The following is an 18,052-nucleotide window of genomic DNA, read 5'->3' on the forward strand; positions in this document are numbered from 1 at the left end:
CTTATATTTGCATTAGGGGTGAAGGCAAATATAACAGAAGTCTGTAAGTTATTCAAAAGACATATTTATAATAAAAAAAGCCCGTTTTTCTTAAAAAACGGGCTTCTGTATAGCTAGATACTTTTTTACAATCCGTAGTTAATTCCAAGACCAAATACTTCTCTGATTTGGAAAGCGCTAACTGCATTATCATCATATATTGCCTGGAAGGTAATATTAGCAGATAAGTACTTATTGATAGTCATTACCAGGTTTGCTGTATAGTCAATATCTACATTCTGAGGATCCTCTAGATAATTAGAATATAAATTAAGGATGTTCTCCATAGATACATTTTCCATTAATTGGAATTTAGCGTATGCATTTACTGCAGCACCAAACTCAAAACGAGTTGTTTCATTCGCTTCTACTCCAAAATAAGGAACGTATGCGTCAAGAGCAGCCTGATCTGTTTCATCTACTTTGGTGAAATCTCCGTCTACAAAAATTAATCTTGCAGTAGCAGGAGCAATATTTACTTTCAGATTATCGCTTTTCTTCCATAACATACCTGGTCCGAATTGTAGATATGCAGGAGAAAAAATATGTGTTGTTTCTGTTCTGATTTCGTTTCCTTGGTCATCCTTTCCATATTCAAATCCTTTATCGAATTGTGTTCTGAAATTAATAAAGAAAGAATAGTACCAATTTGTTTCTTTGATTTGCTTACCTAGTAAAGAGTTAAATTCAAAACGGTCATTTGTCTTTCTGGTAAATTCCTGATCTTTTAATTTTGTAAGACCGTAATCTGCTAAGATTTTGTTATCCCAAGTAAGTTTTCCTTTTCTATAGTTAAAGTCATATGATAATCCCAGGTTTCCTGCAATGTTAGAAGTTCCCCCTCCGGTCCAATCATTGTTGAAAGCTGTTTGGTTAAATAAGAAACTGATGTTTCCTCCTCTTGTCCACCCATCTTTTGGTGGTTCATTTTTTGCATCGTCTTGTGCTAGTAAAATACTTGTACTAACTAAAAATGCCAATGTTAGAAATGTTTTTTTCATCGTTATAAAAAAATAGTTTTAAGTAGTTTTTCTTTGTTACTAATTCACTTTTTTTGTGCTGGCAAAGATACTTGAAGTTAAAACTTTCGATAGAAGAAGGCTACTTATGACGTAGTGTTTTCGACGAAAGAACAATTAATACGACAAAATACGCTTATTTTTTTTTAAACAGAGGAACAGCAGAACAAGCTTCTCCGTACATGATGCTTTTTGCTACAGGTTGTAATTTTTGAAGAATAGCGATATATGCTTCTTCTGGAACAGGTTTATTAGAACATCCTTTTATAATAATCATTTTGTCTTTGTAGGGAGTAGGGTCTATATGCTGTATAATCTCAGTATACAGAATTGTTTCAATGGATTGCAGGGTACCTACAACTACTTTTTTAGCATAGGGTGCCAGTGCACTGGTTACTAAAAGATAAGCCCATCCAGGTATAATTGCTTCTGAGGAACAATGTAATGCTACGTAGGTATCCTGATACGCACTCCAGTCATGAGAAGCGACCTGATCTCTAAAATCGTTCTCTTTTAGAATCAACCCTTCGTACAACCAATCTTTTATATCGAATTGCTGCCGTTTTCCAGTCGGGTAATATTCTTCTAAATCAAAAGTGATTAGTTTTTTATTATTTGCTACTCTATTTATGATTTCGTCTGCCATTTGAAATACCTTATGTGGTGTAATAAAACAATTTTATAACATTCCCAGTTCTAACTTTGCTTCTTCACTCATTAGATCCTGAGACCAGGGTGGGTCAAAAGTCAGTTCTACTTCTACATCTGTGACAGAATCAATTGATTTTGTTTTTTCTCTAACTTCTTCCGGGAGAGATTCGGCAACAGGGCAGTTGGGAGAGGTTAATGTCATCAGAATTTTTACCTCATAATCTTCATTGACAAAAACATCATATATAAGACCCAGTTCATATATATCTACAGGAATTTCTGGGTCATATATTGTTTTTAGAACCCCAACAATTTGTTCTCCCAGTGCATTTGTATCTATAGTATCACTCATTTTTTCTTTTTTTATATAATATTTTAATACTTGTCTCGAGGTTTTTTACTCGATAATCAAGATTTAAAACAGCTTATAGTTAAAACCTGAACTAAAATCACCTAATCTAATTGCGTTTGATAAGCTACTGCATAAAGTTTTAGTTGTTTTAGCATACTTGTCAACCCATTAGCTCTTGTAGGAGAAAGGTGTTCTTTTAATCCGATTTCATCAATAAAATCAGTATTAGCATCAATAATATCTTGTGGGTGCTGTCCAGAAAAAACACGAATTAAAATGGCTATAATACCTTTGGTAATAATAGCATCACTATCTGCTGTAAATTCTATTTTATTATCATTCATCTCAGCATGTACCCAAACTTTACTTTGACAACCTTTAATGATGTTATTTTCTGTTTTATATTTTTCTTCAATCAGCGGAAGTGATTTTCCTAATTCAATCATATATTCATATCGTTGCATCCAATCATCAAACATCCCAAACTCATCGATAATCTCTTCTTGAATTTCTTGTATTGACATATCCCTTTTTTTGACAAAAATACAACAAGTATTATTGCTTTTCAACAGTTTCTCCCAATGACAATATATAGGATACTAATGGAGCTATTTCTTCTGGGGGAGCACCATGATCAAATCCTGAGGAAATATATTCTTTTTCTTTATTAGAAATATAAAGCTGCGCATGGGCAGCCCCATCAAATAATCGGTTTTCTGTAGGAGCTTTTAGTTCTTGTAACTTGTCCAATTGGATCTTTTGGGTTAATAGGATGATGTTGTTCCAGTCTTCTGTTTTACAGGGCTGCTGTTTGCGTTGTTCATGATTTCTGTCAGTAGACACCAATAATACATTTTTATCCAGTTCTATTTGTAGATAAAATCCTCTGGATAATGCTTGATATCTAATTTTTACAATATTGTTTTGATGTTTTTGATCAGTATTGATTGTGGGGTTTGATGCAATATGTATTGTTTTGGTTTCTCTACAAGAAGAGGAGAGTAGTATAAATATTGTAAGATAGAAAATAGATAGCTTCATTTGTTGTTTGTGTGGTGTTAGAAATGCTAAAAGATACCAAAAAAGACGCCTTAATCAGACCTTTTATATAAATTTATGATTGCGTATTTGACTTACATAACAAAAGAACTTCTAAATCCTTCGTATTCGAATAGCACTCTCATTCTTCTCTTTTGACCTTTCGTAAACATATACATGTAGCTATCATTTATATAATCCATATGGTTCATTATCATATCTACACTGTACTGTCGGGTATCTAGCACATCCATGATTACGATCATTAGAGACTGGTGTATCAGCTACTCTGTCATCATAAGGACATCCTCCGTCGCCCCAGATATGTTGTAAGTTTAACCAATGAGCTACTTCATGAGTGGTGGTTCTTCCCTTATTAAATGGAGCGCGTACAATTTCTGTTGTTCCAAAAAATGTAGGTCTAACTACTACACCATTCGTAGCATCAGGACCCATTCCAGGAAATTGAGCGTATCCTAATGTGTCTCTTGATAAGTTACAAACCCAGATGTTTAAATATTTTTTGGATTTGCAATATCAATTCCTCCTCAGCTGGAGAGCTTCATATTGTCATAGTCTGGATTCCATGATCTTTTGTTTGTTCTCTTTTTGTTTATTTTTTCTAAACGAAATCGAAAGCCAGCATTTGCAACCAGATCTCTAAACTCTCTTGGTACTAGTGATACGTCACTATTGGTTTTGGAAAATCGTCATTTAATACATTGATTTGTGATTGAACCTGAGCATTACTAATGTTTTATTTATTAGTATTATAGAGAATATGAACAATTACAGGAATTTCAACAACCTCATTAGAAGCTTTTAGTTTTTTTAGAAAAACGTTTAATCTGTTCCTTAATGGTGGTCATTTTTTGGGTCAAATCAGGGTTTTGGGATAATTGTTTTTTTCAGTATTTCTGCAGAATGGCATTTTCTTTTGATTACTGCATTTTGTTCTGAATTTTCTGATGCGGCATCAGGAGTTAATGAATTAGCCTCTTTTTCGTAGGAGGTAAACAGAAGACTTAGCGCAAATGCACTGATGATTAGTCTTTTCATAATTAGATATGGTTTTAAGTTTATGTAGTGGCATAAACTTCTTCCTCGTCTTAATAGTATCCTGTTTGAGCTGATTAACTAATGATTAACTCCAAAAATTGAGTGTGATAAATTTATGTAAAAACATTAGAAATCAAATGATTATGCTTTTTATTCTGCATTTAGTAGAAATATAAACTAGGATAACATCATTTTTGCCTTTTTTACGGCAGCGACTAGTGCATCTATTTCTTCTTTTGTATTATAAAAAGAAAAGGAAGCTCTCACGGTCCCTGGGATTTTATAAAAATCCATAATGGGTTGTGCACAATGATGTCCGGTTCTAACAGCAATTCCTAATTTATCGACAATACTTCCTATATCATATGGATGGATAGTATCAATATTAAAAGAAATTACAGATGTTTTGTTTTTAGACGTTCCATAAATCTTTAATCCTTCTATTTCTGATAGTTTGGCTGTTCCATACGCTAATAGTTCTTGTTCATAGGCTGCGATGGCATCAAAACCAATTTTATTCATATAATCCAATGCTACCCCAAAAGCTATTCCTCCACAGATATTAGGCGTTCCTGCTTCGAATTTATGTGGTAAGCCAGCGTAGGTAGTTTTTTCGAAAGTAACCTGATCAATCATTTCTCCTCCTCCTTGATAGGGGGGGAGTTTGTTCAGCCATGTTTCTTTTCCATATAAGAGACCAACTCCTGTAGGACCGCATAGCTTATGCGCAGAGGCTACATAAAAATCTACGTCGAGTTCTTGTACATCTGGTTTTATATGAGGACAGGATTGTGCTCCATCGACCAATACAGCTGCACCTACTGCATGTGCTTTATCTATGATTTCTTTTATAGGATTTATAGTTCCTAATGCATTTGATATATGGTTGACAAATACCAACTTCGTCTTAGGGGATAAAAGCTGATCATAGATTTGCATAACAAGCTCTCCTTCTTCATTCATTGGGATTACTTTTAATACCGCTCCTGTACGCTCACAAAGCATTTGCCATGGTACAATGTTAGAATGGTGTTCCAGAGCAGAAACAATGATTTCATCTCCTTTAGTCAATAAGCTGGTAAATCCTGTTGCTACAATATTAATACTATGAGTCGTTCCTGCTGTCAGTATTATTTCATGAGCTTTTGCTGCATTGAAATGAGCCTGTACTTTTTTTCTGGCTATTTCATAGGCATCTGTTGCTTCCTGAGATAGGGTATGTACGCCTCTATGAATATTCGCATTATACTCGCTGTAATAAGATACGATTGCATCGATAACCACCTGTGGTGTTTGCGAGGTTGCTGCATTATCGAAATAGACTAAGGGTTTTCCATTTACTTCTCTATTTAGTATTGGGAAATCTTTTCTTATGGCTTGTACATCAAACATATTTTCTTTCTTTTTCAGCGGGACAAAGTTACGGTTTTACTAACAAAAGAAGCCAAATCTATAATGGATTTGGCTTCTTTTTGTATTGTTTTTTTGTAATCACTTAATTTATAAGTCAAAGCCTATATTAACACCTATTTTATTGGCGATAAGCTTATTGATTCTACTCTTTAGCTGAGGTATTTTTACACTTTCTAATACATTGTTGGCAAAAGCATACATCAACAGAGCTCTGGCTTCTCTTTCTCCTATTCCTCTTGACCTCATATAGAAAAGAGCATTTTCATCTAATTGACCAATGGTACAACCATGAGAACATTTTACATCATCAGCAAAAATTTCTAACTGAGGTTTGGAGTTAATAGATGCTTTATCACTTAATAAAATATTGTTATTTGATTGAAACGCATTTGTCTTCTGTGCTTCTTTATTAACAATGACTTGACCATTAAAGACCCCGGTTGATTTTTCATCAAAGATTCCCTTGTAATCCTGATGACTTTCACAATTAGGTTCTATGTGATGTACTAATGTATTGTGATCTACGTGCTGTTTTCCTTCTAGAATAGTGACTCCATTAAGAATAGAATCAATTCCTTCTCCTTTTTGGAAAAAGTTCAGATTGTTTCTGGTAATATTTCCTCCAAAAGAAAAGGTGTGTACAGAAGCAACACTCTGCGCTTGTTGTTCTATAAAAGTGCTGTCTATCAACGAGGCATTTTGATTATCATTTTGTATTTTATAATAATCTACAATGGCTCTTTTATCTGCAAAAATTTCCGTTACAGAATTGGTGAAAACAGGATTATCAGTCAAACTCTGATGTCTCTCTACAATTTGTACATGAGAATTTTCTTCTACTACAATCAAGTTTCTGGGTTGTAGCATTTGTTCTTCTTCTCTTCCTGTAGCAAAGTGTATGATCTGAATAGGTTTATCTGCCAAAACATTTTTTGGAATATAGATATAAGCTCCTTCTTCAGAAAAAGCAGTATTTAGAGATGTTATTCCGTCTTTTTTGGCTATTTTATCAAAATAATTATCGATAACAGGTCTATACTTAGAATTCGTTAGTGCTGATGACATCAGGCAGACATCCATCTTATCATGAGTAGTTTCTGATAAGTGAGAAGAATACTTTCCATCTACAAAAACGATTTTATAAGAATCCAAATCGTTTAAGAAGTACTTCTTAACATCTTTAAACGCTATAGTGTTTTCTTCTTTAGGAAAAATACTGTAGTCACGCTTTAAAATAGAGTTTAAGGACGTATACTTCCATGCTTCCTCCTTTTTTGAAGGAAATCCTTTTTGTTCAAAAACTTTAATGGCTTTGCTTCGAATGTCGTGTATAGGTGATTCTATATCGACATTGTTTTCGAAAACCAGAAAAGAAGATACCAATTTATCTTTCAACTCCATTATGCTTCCTTTATTTCTTCTTTAATCCAGTCATATCCTTTTTCTTCTAGTTCTAAGGCTAGCTCCTTCGTTCCGGATTTTACAATTTTACCGTCATGTAGTACATGTACAAAGTCAGGAACAATATAATCCAACAGACGTTGATAGTGAGTAATGACAATAATTGCATTGTCTTTACTTTTTAATTTATTGACACCATTTGCTACAATACGCAAGGCATCGATATCAAGTCCAGAATCAGTTTCATCAAGTATTGCCAGTTTTGGCTCTAGCATTGCCATTTGAAAAATTTCGTTTCTTTTTTTCTCTCCTCCGGAGAATCCTTCATTAAGAGATCTAGATAGAAATTTTCTATCGATTTCTAATAATTCGGATTTTTCACGAATCTTTTTCAACATATCTTTTGCTGACATCTCTTCCAGACCTTGTGCTTTTCTGGTTTCATTGATGGCAGTTTTCATAAAGTTAGTTACTGTTACTCCCGGGATTTCTACTGGATACTGAAATGATAGAAAAACACCTTTATGTGAACGTTCTTCCGGTGCAAGTTCTTCTATATCTTCTCCTTCTAAAAAAATATTCCCTTTTGTTATTTCATACTCTTCTTTTCCTGCAATAACACTAGCTAAGGTACTTTTTCCTGCACCATTAGGTCCCATGATTGCATGTACTTCTCCTGCATTAACATTAAGGTTAAGACTCTTTAGAATTTTCTTACCATTAATACTTGCATGTAAATCCTTTATTTCTAACATTTTATACAACTATCTTTAGTCTCCCCACGGAGATAATTATTCTTGTTTATTATTCGTGATTATGGTTTTGATGAGGATCTTCTGAGGATTTTATTTTTGTTGATAATTCAGAAGTTGGCTCACTAACACCAATAATTTCTTTTATTTCTACAATTTTCTCCCATCCTTCATTAGGATTAGGCTTTACTATTCCCTGTACTACAACAGGAACCATATCGTACTCTTCTCTTTGTAATGGTGTTGTCTTTTTGGACAATTCATATGCCATATCATTAATCTCCACTCCATAGACAGAATCCTGTACTTTTATCACTCCTACATCATCTATAAGAATAAACTCTCCTCGTATCAGAGTTGTTTCTCCACTATTGTTATTAGTATTTCCTTGTTTGCAAGAGAATATTACAAGGCTGATCAGAATTAATAAGAATGACTTTTTCATGAATGGTAGATTTGTTAGTTAGACATTTACCCTACAGAACCTTCCAGAGATATCTCCAGAAGCTTTTGAGCTTCTACCGCAAATTCCATGGGGAGTTTGTTCAGTACCTCCTTACTAAAACCATTGACAATAAGTGCTATTGCTTTTTCGGTATCAATACCGCGCTGGTTACAGTAGAATATCTGATCTTCTCCTATCTTGCTGGTAGTTGCTTCATGTTCTATTTGAGCGGTTTTATTTTTAGCTTCTATATAGGGAAACGTATGAGCTCCACATTCATTGCCCATTAATAGCGAATCACACTGAGAAAAATTTCTGGCGTTACTTGCTCTGCTATTAATTTGGACTAATCCTCGGTAACTATTTTGAGATTTTCCGGCTGAAATTCCTTTGGAGATGATTGTACTTTTTGTGTTTTTTCCAAGATGAATCATTTTGGTTCCGGTATCTGCCTGCTGGAAATTATTTGTTACAGCAATAGAATAAAATTCTCCTACAGAATTATCTCCTTTTAGTACACATGAAGGGTATTTCCAGGTTACAGCTGATCCTGTTTCTACTTGGGTCCATGAAATTTTAGCGTTTGTTTCGCAGATTCCTCTTTTGGTTACAAAGTTATAAACCCCTCCTTTTCCTTCAGCGTTTCCAGGATACCAGTTTTGCACGGTAGAGTATTTAATCTCAGCATCGTCTAGGGCTATTAGCTCTACTACTGCAGCATGCAATTGATTTTCATCTCTGGAGGGAGCAGTACAACCTTCCAGGTAACTCACATAGCTTCCTTCATCCGCTACTAACAGTGTACGTTCGAACTGACCTGTTCCTGCCTGATTAATCCTAAAATAAGTCGATAATTCCATTGGACATCGGACACCTTTAGGTATATAACAAAAAGATCCATCACTAAATACAGCAGAATTTAAAGCTGCATAAAAGTTATCTTTTTTAGGAACAACTGTACCGATATATTTTTTTACCAGTTCCGGATGATCCTGAATAGCTTCAGATATTGAACAAAAAATAATTCCTTTTTCTGCTAGCGTCTCTTTAAATGTCGTTGCTACCGATACGGAATCCATAACGATATCTACGGCTACTCCTGCTAGCTTTTTTTGCTCATCCAGTGATATTCCCAGTTTATTAAATGTCTCTAACAACTCTGGATCTACCTCGTCAAGGCTGTTATATTTTGGTTTTTTATTAGGGGCAGAGTAATACGATATATTTTGAAAATCAGGTTTTTCATAGTTTACATTTGCCCAATCTGGTTCTTCCATTTCTTTCCAGATTCGAAATGCATCTAATCGCCACTCTGTCATCCATTCCGGTTCTTCTTTTTTCTTAGATATTGCTCGTACAATATCTTCATTAAGTCCTACCGGAAAAGTTTCAGATTCTATATCCGTATAAAATCCGTATTCGTATTCTTTGTTCTCTAACTCTTTCTTTAAATCGTCTTCTGTATATGCCATCTTTCCCTTCCTGATATGTATTCAGGTTTCTTCTTTAAAATATTATAACGAAAAACTTTCTCCACATCCGCACGTTCTATTGGCGTTTGGATTGTTAAAAACGAAGCCTTTACCATTAAGACCTCCCGAGTATTCTAGTGTTGTTCCTACAAGATATAGGATACTTTTTTTGTCAACTATAATTTTTATACCGTTATCTTCAAAAAGCTTGTCTTCGGCTTCTTGATTTTTATCAAATTTCAAATCATATGACAATCCAGAACACCCCCCGCTTTTTACTCCAACTCGCACATAGTCCGTCGTAGCATCAAATCCGTCGTCATCCATGAGCTGAACTACTTTTTTTCTTGCTGTGTCAGATACTTTGATCATTTTTTAAATAGATTAGTTCTAAAATAGTATGCAAATATACTACATAAGTAGCTTTTATGCACAAAACCTAACATTAATCTATTATATAACTACATAGGGATTCGTTATAATGTGGTGTTTTAGAACTCAGAAAACCTGTCATCAGTGATAAAATCATCATCAGTAAGGGTTTTGAGAAAGGCGATAATTTGTTGTTTTTCCAAAGGGGTCATAGGTATGCCAAGGGTACCGTTTTCCTTTTTAAAAATGGGATCAAGTGTTTCAGAATCTTTTATGCCATCACTGTAATGGTCTAATACGTTTTCTAATGTTTTGAACCGTCCATCATGCATATAAGGAAAGGTTAATTCTATATTCCTTAAGGTAGGAACTTTGAACTTTAGTCGATCTTCATCTAATCCTGTTACCCGAATTCTGCCCTTATCATTATAGATAGTGTCTAATGGTAATCCATTATTTCTGTATGATTGATCTGTAAACAATGTTCCCTGATGACAAGAAGCACATTTGTTTTTAAATAAATCAAAACCTAGGGCTTCTTCCTCTGTAAAAACAGAGCCCTCATTTCTTTCTATTTTATCGTATTTGGAATTGGATGAAATCATCATCACAACAAATTGTGACAATGCCTTTAGAATGTTATCGGTATTTATTTTTTGATCTTTAAAAGCTTCTGAAAACAACTGGACATAAGTAGGTTCTTTTTCTAGTTTTTTGATAATATTAGAAAATGTTTCGTTCATTTCTACTTCTGCAGTAATGGGCACAATTGGTTGTAAATCGAGATGTGCTACCGCTCCGTCCCAGGTAAACTCTTTCATAAAAGCCAGATTGTGCAAAGGTTGCGCATTTCTTGTCCCTAATGCTCCATCTACTCCATGACTGACAATATGAGTATGATGTGTAAAAGCAAAATCCTGAATATGGCAGAATCCACATGAAACAACTCCATCTGAAGCGAGTTTTCCATCAAAAAATAGTTTTTTTCCTAATTCAAACCCTTTTTCTGTTGGAGGGTTTTTTGAAATATCGTAGGTAGGTTTAGGGAAATTGGAAGGAATATCAAAAGTTAATTTTGGATTCTCTGGGATAGGTGTATATTGATCTTTATCGGAACTGCATGCAGTTCCGATAAAGATCATACCTATATATAAAAATACTTTCAATTTAATTTTTTTACTCGATAACAGAGGTGTGAATGTTCCGAGATTGCATCCGGAACAAAATGTATTTTAATCAGATACCCGAAGGGTTATTTTGATTCAGCAGTAAACATTTTGCTTACATTTTCTGCTATTTTTGGTGCATTTTCAGGGTCTATCTGTATATCACTTTTTACAGTAAGTGAATGGGTGTTTGTACCATCAAATATTTTGGAAATATCTGCATTTAGTGTTATTGCAGGTGTTGTTCCTTTGTTTATAGTTAATGGTTGCGTCAGGTTCACTGTTACTTCTTTATAATTGTCCAGTGTTGTTCCGTGACTTCCTACATGAATAACAAATTCTTTTTCCGGTCCGTCATTCTCATTATATGTTCCTTCGAATTTAAGGAATTTATATCCTGCAGACCATGACCAAAGCATATTGTTTTCTTCTGCTGTAGGGATAAAGTTATTAACTCCATTTAATGGATAATTTGATTGATCGACTCCAAACCCAAACGAGATTTTGGTATACACGCCGCCTTCAATATCAGACAATGCTATTTTTTTTGATGCGTCAACTTCTTCATTAATTAAAAAATAACTTTTTTCTACGGGATATGCTACTTTGTCGCCATTTTCTTTAATAAGCACGATATTACTTATAATATACTTTAGCTCTGCTATTTTATAGGTTTCATTACTCTTATTTGTATAAGAAGTATTGTTTAGTTCAATGTTTTTTCCATCAATAACATTACTTACATTAATAGTCAGTGCTCCCGGTTCGAGATCGGTTGTACTATCATCATCACTTTTACAGGAGACAATACCTACTGCCAGTAATGCTATTAAAAAAAAGTTTTTCATGAGTTTGTTTTTTTTAGTTTTAAAAAAATAAAATGTGTGTTTGAGTAAAGAAAATAAATTTTGATTTCAGTTATCGTATCAAAATTTATTTTCTATATAAAGCCTCGCTTACTCATGACGAGGTAGTTTATTGGCACCGCCAAAGAGGATATTATTCCCATGACTTGCCTTGCAATTTATTTTTCAATAAATACCTTATGGGCTTACTCCGACGAGGTAATTTATTCTTATTTGTATTTTATAACGACGACATCTTTAACTCCTTTATTTGTAGTGATGTCGAAATCGCTACTTTCTGAATTTCCGACAATAATTATTTTTTTGTCTTTTGTTTCAATACAGCCATTACCGTATTCTGCTTCGGTTCCTCCTACGGTTTGACTCCATTTTACATTTCCATCGGGTCCTATGATCAAATTCCATATATCACTTTGCCCATTGTTTTTTGTCAGATCAACATCTCCACTTCTGGAGTTTCCTGTAATAATGAAATTTCCTTCTTTGGTTTTGTAAATACCTCTTCCTGTATCAAAAGCGGTTCCTCCGATGGATTTTTTCCATTGTATACTTCCTTTATCATCAATCTGTATGATCCATAGATCAGCATTTCCTTTAGGGTTTGAAATATCCCCATCTTCACTTCTAGAGTCCCCTATGATCAGGTATTTTCCATTGCCTGCTGCAGCGATTGCATAGCTAATATCAATCTGAGATCCACCGTATGATTTTTCCCATACTTTCGTTCCTTTGGCATCTACTTTTACAGCCCAAAAATCATAACTTCCTTTGCTGTTAGAGATGTCAAAATCTTCACTTTCTGAGGATCCTATCATGATAAATCCTTGATCTTCTGTTTCTATAACGTCATAACTACGGTCATTATTGGATCCTCCAAAATATCTTCTCCATTGTTTTTCTCCATTGGCATCCAGTTTGATACCCCAGAATTCTCCTACTCCGTGTTTTTCATTTTTGTTTTTGTCATCATTCCCTCCGCCATCACTGGCAGTAACGTCTAAAAATCCAGTAATAAAAAAACCACCATCTTTGGTTTGCAAAGCAGAAAAAGCACGGTCGATTCCGGGAAATCCAAAACTTTTTTCCCATTCTAATGTTCCTGAGCTATCTGTTTTTAACACCCAATAGTCTTGTAATCCGGCATTAACAGACACATCACCATCCGTACTTCTACTATATCCTACCATTACAAAACCACCATCGTTGGTTTGGATTATTTTTTCTGCTCTTTCATCACCGGTTCCGCCATATGTTTTATTCCAGAGAATTTCTCCTGATGGACTTAGTTTTAATAGCCAGAAGTCACTATCGGTGGCTGTTTTTCCTGTTATATCTCCATCAATACTTTGGGTATATCCGGCAACAGCATAACCCCCATCAGTAGTTTCTACTACTGACAGGGCATTATCTTCATTGCTACCTCCATATGTTTTTACCCATTCTATATCCCGTTCAATCTTTTCGTCGACTTTTGGGGGAGTACCTTCATCATCATTACTACATGAGCTTATTGCTGTTAGTGTAATAACAAAGGCAATAGTATAGATAGAAATCTTTGAAGTATTCATTATTTTTCTGTTTTAACAAACTATTTTTTTATAAATCGTTTGGTTACTACTTGATCTTTTGTTTCGAGTTTTAAGAAGTAGTTTCCGGTTCTTAAGTTAGAAATATCGATGCTATTTTTTAAAGCGCCACTTTTTATTTTTTGTCCAATGACATTTCTTATTTCAAAAGTGAAATCTTCATCGCTTCCTGTTACAACGTTTAAGATATTTCCTGTTGCCGGATTTGGATAAATAAATAATGAACCGATTTCTTCTACATCGAATTGTTTTGAAGCAGATCTTCCTGTTCTAATAGAAATATTATCAATAGCAATATCTGCTTGCCAGGTTCCTCCTGTGGTTCTGTTAAATCTCAGTTTCACTCCTTGACCCGCATATGAAGACAAATTAACGCTTTGTGTATTCCAGGAATTTCCTTGGTTTCCAGTTTTACTCCAGAGTTCTGACCAGGTTGCCCCATCATCAGTACTGGCTTCTAACTTAATATCTCCCATATCGGAAGAACCGTACATGTGATAAGAGAAAGAGAATGTTGCGGCAGAAACATTGGATAAATCAAAGCAAGGAGAGGTTAAAATTGCTTGTTTATTAGGGAAGCCTGTTCCTTGAAAAGAAGCCTCTACAAAGATATAATAACTACCTTGTGCTGCAGATGATGGTCCGGTATTTCTAGAAGGTGTACCATTTTGATCTACAGTCCAATCCAGATTATCATTTGTTGACTGTGTCCAAGCACCAATACTATTTTCAAAGCTTTCGGAGTATGGAAATGAAGAAATTCCCGTTGTACATCCTGGTTCTCCACCACCACCATTTCCTTTGGTAAGGATAACGGTGTAATCTTCTACTTCTCCATATTGGAAAGACTCACAGGAAGTAGGAATTCCATTATACTTCATAGAAACCCGCATTCTGGTAGCTCCTTCTGCTGCATTAGAAGGAATGGTAAAACTTCCTGTAACAGGGCTGTTTTTTGTAGCACTTTGTGTCCACACTTGCTCTCCCTGATCAGTAAAGTCTCCATCCTGATTTAGATCAATCCACACGCTATATGCTTCATTGTATACAGTTCCTGTCCAGGTAGGTGTTATCGAAATAGTATGAGTATCTCCTTTTTTTAATTCTGTGGATACCGAAGTGTGATCTCCATAACCTCCTGAAGAAGCTGCTGTCGTATTATTGATATCTCTAAGATTAACATTACTGATGTATTCATCAGAAGTAGTTTTTCCATTAGAGGCACAATAGGTGATCTGTACCTGTTTTGTAGTAAATCGTACTGAACTACTATAGTTTGATGTTTGATTAGAAGAACATTTACTTCGTACTTGCGCTTCATACTCCGTATTTTCGGTAAGACCTGATAAGGTAGTAGAAGTAGCAGAAACAGCATTGGTTGTCCAGGAAGATGTTCCTGTTTTTCTATATCTGATATCATATGTAGCACCAGATACAGCTCCCCAGCTCAGGGATGCAGATGTAGCATTGACATTGGTAGTTGCTAAAGATGTTGGAGTTGTTGCCTGACAAGAAGAGCCGCTGCTTTTTTTGACTAAGAAGAAACCTCCTTGAATATCACTAATTACGATATTTCCACTACTGAAATAAGGATACACATTCCATACCCCATCCATTGTAACACTATTGCTAGAAGGATAGGAGTCGAAATAACCAACTTCTGTCATATTTTTAGACCCGATATTACTGATATCAATGACCCGTAATCCGGCGCGATAATTCGCTAAGTAGAAGAGATTTCCTTTTACATATCCATTATGATCTGTGGATGCAGTAGGACCAAAATAGTTGAAATGGAATTTAGGGTTGTCTAAATCTTGAAAATCAAAAATGATAGTTTTAGTGTTAAACCCTACCCCTTGCTCATCTAATTCATCTCCTAGAATAAAATATCTCATATCATCTGTGAACCATCCTTGATGAGTATATTTTACATCAGAATACTTGATAGTAGAAATTGTTTTAGGGTTTGATTTGTTTGTGATATCTGCAATAACGATTTCTATCTCATTACTTCCGATAAGAATTTCTTTTCCTACATAGTCCTGATCTGGACCATTATACGTTACTACTTGTGCATCATGAGTATAGGCTCTTTGTCCACCTGATAAAAACCCACCTGCATTTTTAGGATTTTTAGGATCTTGAATATTAATAAAAAGGGGCCCTCCTTTATAAGGTCCCGAATTTCTTTGTGCTCCTACAACATAGGTAAACCCAGTATCTTCGTTAATAACGATATTGTGCGCATTTCCGAATTCTGTATATCTGGTATCTGCGGTAAAGGTACGTGGAGGGTTTGACACGTTTCTTAAACGGGTCAGATCAAAAACCTGCATTCCATGTCCTGATGCTTCACTAACGATAAATGCGTGATCTTTGTATACTTTGATGTCTCTCCAGGTACTATTACTGGTAGCGGTTGGTAATTTTCCTAAATAAACAGGGTTAGTTGGATTGGAAGCATCTATAAATGCAGTTCCGTTATTTAATCCTATAATAGCGTATTCTTTTCCTGTTTGCGGATCTGTCCATCCCCAGCTATCATTACCCATAGAGGCGTTCATTGTTGATAAGGGAATATGTGACATCAGGTCGTAACCTTTACAGGGGTAGTTCCCTGCTTTTCCATTGACACATGGAGTTTGTGCATAGCCAAGAAAGACTGTACACATTAATAATAATGTAGTCTTAAAAGTTTTCATTGAGTTTGTGATTGTGTGTTAGATTTTAAAAATGATTATTTGTGTTTATTTCATAGGCAGGAATTTGTTTTAATTAGTATTCTTTTTAAGTATATTTTATATGTTAATGAAAAATACGTTTTGCAGATTATAGAACGTTTTTACGAATTAAAAAATAAAGGGGTGGAAAAGGAAGGTTTGATTTCATACATTTGGTTTTAAGGGGTATATAATAATTACAAATATATAACTTTTTAATAATCAATGCTTCATATATTAAATTTTTATCATTTTTTTGCGTACTAGTATAAAACCTGAATTGATATCACTAATCACAATATTGCCACTTTTGAAAAAGGGATATACATTCCATGCTCCTTTAAAATCAGCAGCATTACTAGTAGGAAAAGTATCAAAAAAGCCGATTTCGGCAATGTTTTTATTTGCGATATCAGAAATATCAATAACCCGCATTCCTGCCTGATAATTAGCTAGATAAAACAAGTTTCCTTTTACATATCCATTGTGATCAATCGCGGAGGTTGTCCCTGTAAACATCATATGTTCCTGCGGAACATCCAGGTCTTCCATATTAAAAATAATAGTTCTGGTATTAAATCCTTCTCTTGTCTCATCCAGTTCATCTCCAAGTAGAAAATACTTCATATCTTCGGTAAACCACCCTTGGTGTGTATACCCAACCTGAGCGTAACTAATAGTAGATATTGCTATTGGGTTAGATTTATCTGTTATATCTACAATAGCCAATTCGTTTTCATTACTTCCGATTAATATTTCTTTACCTATATAACCCGGATCAGGTCCGTTATAAGTGATTACCTGCGCATCATGGCTATATGCTTTTTCTGCATATCCTCCTTCATTTTTGGGAACTAGCGGATTTTGTATATTTATAAAAAGAGGTCCTCCATTGTACAAAGCTTGTGAACCATTGAGGTTTTTTGCTCCTACCACATAAGCATATCCCGATAGTGGATTAATAACAATATTATGAGCACTACCAAAATCGGTATAATGTACATCTGCAGTAAAGGTTGTTGCTTCTCCGGCATTTCGCAATTTAGTTAAATCAAATACCTGCAGACCATGTCCTTTTGCCTCACTCACTATAAATGCAGTATTATTATATACTTTGACATCTCTCCAGGAACTGGATACGGTAGCGGTTGGTAATTTGCCAATATATCGCGGGCTTTCTGGTATGGATATATCTATAAAGGCAGTTCCATTATCGAGACCAATTAGTGCATATTCTTTATTGGTTACAGGATCAGTCCATCCCCAGCTATCATTTCCGGTTTCGGCATTCATTTGTTCCAGTGTAATATGGGAAACAAAATCGTATCCTTTGCAAGGATACTTACCAGCTGCGATTCCATTTTCACAGGGAATTACTCCCTGATTAGTCATTTCTATAATTTGTTCATTACCAGAAGTATCATCTCTACTACAATTACAGAATAATATACAGATGATACTTAGAAGGGGAGATAGTAGGTTTTTTTTCATAAGGTTTGGGACTAAAAAAGAAAGATTCTCACCAGAATATGCGAACAAAAAATGTTTTTTTAATTCTTGAAATTATGGTAATAACGTACTTTTATGATTGTTAAAAATACAAAATATTTGATTATCAATTAAATACGCTTTTTTGTTTTAAATCATTTTTTTATTCAATAATCAAATTTTAAATGCTTTGAGAATGATTCTGAAATT

General features: G+C 34.6%; 17 protein-coding genes and 1 pseudogene. All 18 read right to left on the bottom strand.

Features of this window, described 5'->3' with window-relative positions; genetic code table 11:
• Nucleotides 1-125: 125 nt before the first annotated feature.
• The 18 genes and pseudogenes from ACFSTE_RS00130 to ACFSTE_RS00215 all read right to left on the bottom strand — a co-directional run bounded on the left by ACFSTE_RS00130 (nt 126) and on the right by ACFSTE_RS00215 (nt 17,845).
• Nucleotides 126-1,040, bottom strand: coding sequence for a DUF3078 domain-containing protein (locus tag ACFSTE_RS00130; RefSeq protein WP_176028159.1), 915 nt, complete (start codon nt 1,038-1,040; stop codon nt 126-128).
• A gap of 154 nt (nt 1,041-1,194) precedes the next feature.
• Nucleotides 1,195-1,704 (bottom strand): DUF2480 family protein, encoded by a 510-nt coding sequence (locus ACFSTE_RS00135; protein WP_176028158.1) that lies wholly within the window; start codon nt 1,702-1,704, stop codon nt 1,195-1,197.
• Nucleotides 1,705-1,737: 33 nt separating this feature from the next.
• Nucleotides 1,738-2,061, bottom strand: coding sequence for an SUF system Fe-S cluster assembly protein (locus ACFSTE_RS00140; protein WP_176028157.1), 324 nt, complete (start codon nt 2,059-2,061; stop codon nt 1,738-1,740).
• A 101-nt stretch (nt 2,062-2,162) separates the two neighbouring features.
• On the bottom strand, nt 2,163-2,585 hold the full coding sequence (locus tag ACFSTE_RS00145; RefSeq protein WP_176028156.1) for a SufE family protein: 423 nt from the start codon (nt 2,583-2,585) through the stop codon (nt 2,163-2,165).
• A gap of 31 nt (nt 2,586-2,616) precedes the next feature.
• The gene (locus ACFSTE_RS00150) at nt 2,617-3,102 is read right to left on the bottom strand and encodes a hypothetical protein (RefSeq protein WP_378257818.1); all 486 of its coding nucleotides are present in this window, start codon (nt 3,100-3,102) and stop codon (nt 2,617-2,619) included.
• A 183-nt stretch (nt 3,103-3,285) separates the two neighbouring features.
• A pseudogene (locus tag ACFSTE_RS00155) lies at nt 3,286-3,615 on the bottom strand (M43 family zinc metalloprotease); the annotation flags it as partial.
• A gap of 366 nt (nt 3,616-3,981) precedes the next feature.
• On the bottom strand, nt 3,982-4,158 hold the full coding sequence (locus ACFSTE_RS00160; RefSeq protein WP_378257822.1) for a hypothetical protein: 177 nt from the start codon (nt 4,156-4,158) through the stop codon (nt 3,982-3,984).
• A 177-nt stretch (nt 4,159-4,335) separates the two neighbouring features.
• Entirely contained in the window at nt 4,336-5,550 is a 1,215-nt protein-coding gene (locus tag ACFSTE_RS00165; RefSeq protein WP_176028152.1) for an aminotransferase class V-fold PLP-dependent enzyme, read from the bottom strand.
• A gap of 108 nt (nt 5,551-5,658) precedes the next feature.
• Nucleotides 5,659-6,972, bottom strand: coding sequence for a Fe-S cluster assembly protein SufD (gene sufD / locus ACFSTE_RS00170; RefSeq protein ID WP_176028151.1), 1,314 nt, complete (start codon nt 6,970-6,972; stop codon nt 5,659-5,661).
• Nucleotides 6,972-7,727: a Fe-S cluster assembly ATPase SufC gene (sufC, locus tag ACFSTE_RS00175; RefSeq protein ID WP_176028150.1), complete on the bottom strand. Its 756-nt coding sequence runs from the start codon at nt 7,725-7,727 to the stop codon at nt 6,972-6,974. The genes sufD and sufC overlap by 1 nt, the downstream gene beginning before the upstream one ends.
• Before the next feature lie 49 nt (nt 7,728-7,776).
• On the bottom strand, nt 7,777-8,169 hold the full coding sequence (locus tag ACFSTE_RS00180; RefSeq protein ID WP_176028149.1) for a hypothetical protein: 393 nt from the start codon (nt 8,167-8,169) through the stop codon (nt 7,777-7,779).
• Between the two features lie 26 nt (nt 8,170-8,195).
• Complete coding sequence (sufB, locus tag ACFSTE_RS00185) at nt 8,196-9,641, bottom strand: Fe-S cluster assembly protein SufB (protein WP_176028148.1); 1,446 nt, start codon at nt 9,639-9,641, stop codon at nt 8,196-8,198.
• A 42-nt stretch (nt 9,642-9,683) separates the two neighbouring features.
• The gene (locus ACFSTE_RS00190) at nt 9,684-10,013 is read right to left on the bottom strand and encodes a HesB/IscA family protein (protein WP_176028147.1); all 330 of its coding nucleotides are present in this window, start codon (nt 10,011-10,013) and stop codon (nt 9,684-9,686) included.
• Between the two features lie 119 nt (nt 10,014-10,132).
• The gene (locus tag ACFSTE_RS00195) at nt 10,133-11,179 is read right to left on the bottom strand and encodes a cytochrome-c peroxidase (RefSeq protein ID WP_254884112.1); all 1,047 of its coding nucleotides are present in this window, start codon (nt 11,177-11,179) and stop codon (nt 10,133-10,135) included.
• A gap of 86 nt (nt 11,180-11,265) precedes the next feature.
• Nucleotides 11,266-12,027 (bottom strand): MbnP family protein, encoded by a 762-nt coding sequence (locus ACFSTE_RS00200; RefSeq protein WP_378257826.1) that lies wholly within the window; start codon nt 12,025-12,027, stop codon nt 11,266-11,268.
• Nucleotides 12,028-12,254: 227 nt separating this feature from the next.
• Nucleotides 12,255-13,613, bottom strand: a complete 1,359-nt coding sequence (locus ACFSTE_RS00205) for a hypothetical protein (protein ID WP_176028145.1) — start codon at nt 13,611-13,613, stop codon at nt 12,255-12,257.
• Between the two features lie 20 nt (nt 13,614-13,633).
• Nucleotides 13,634-16,336 carry a choice-of-anchor B family protein gene (locus ACFSTE_RS00210; RefSeq protein WP_378257828.1) on the bottom strand — a complete coding sequence of 901 codons (2,703 nt, stop codon included), beginning with the start codon at nt 16,334-16,336 and terminating at the stop codon, nt 13,634-13,636.
• A 255-nt stretch (nt 16,337-16,591) separates the two neighbouring features.
• On the bottom strand, nt 16,592-17,845 hold the full coding sequence (locus tag ACFSTE_RS00215; RefSeq protein ID WP_378257830.1) for a choice-of-anchor B family protein: 1,254 nt from the start codon (nt 17,843-17,845) through the stop codon (nt 16,592-16,594).
• Nucleotides 17,846-18,052: the final 207 nt, after the last annotated feature.

It is taken from the genome of Aquimarina hainanensis (genome assembly GCF_042684685.1).
Taxonomy (GTDB): Bacteria; Bacteroidota; Bacteroidia; order Flavobacteriales; family Flavobacteriaceae; genus Aquimarina; species Aquimarina hainanensis.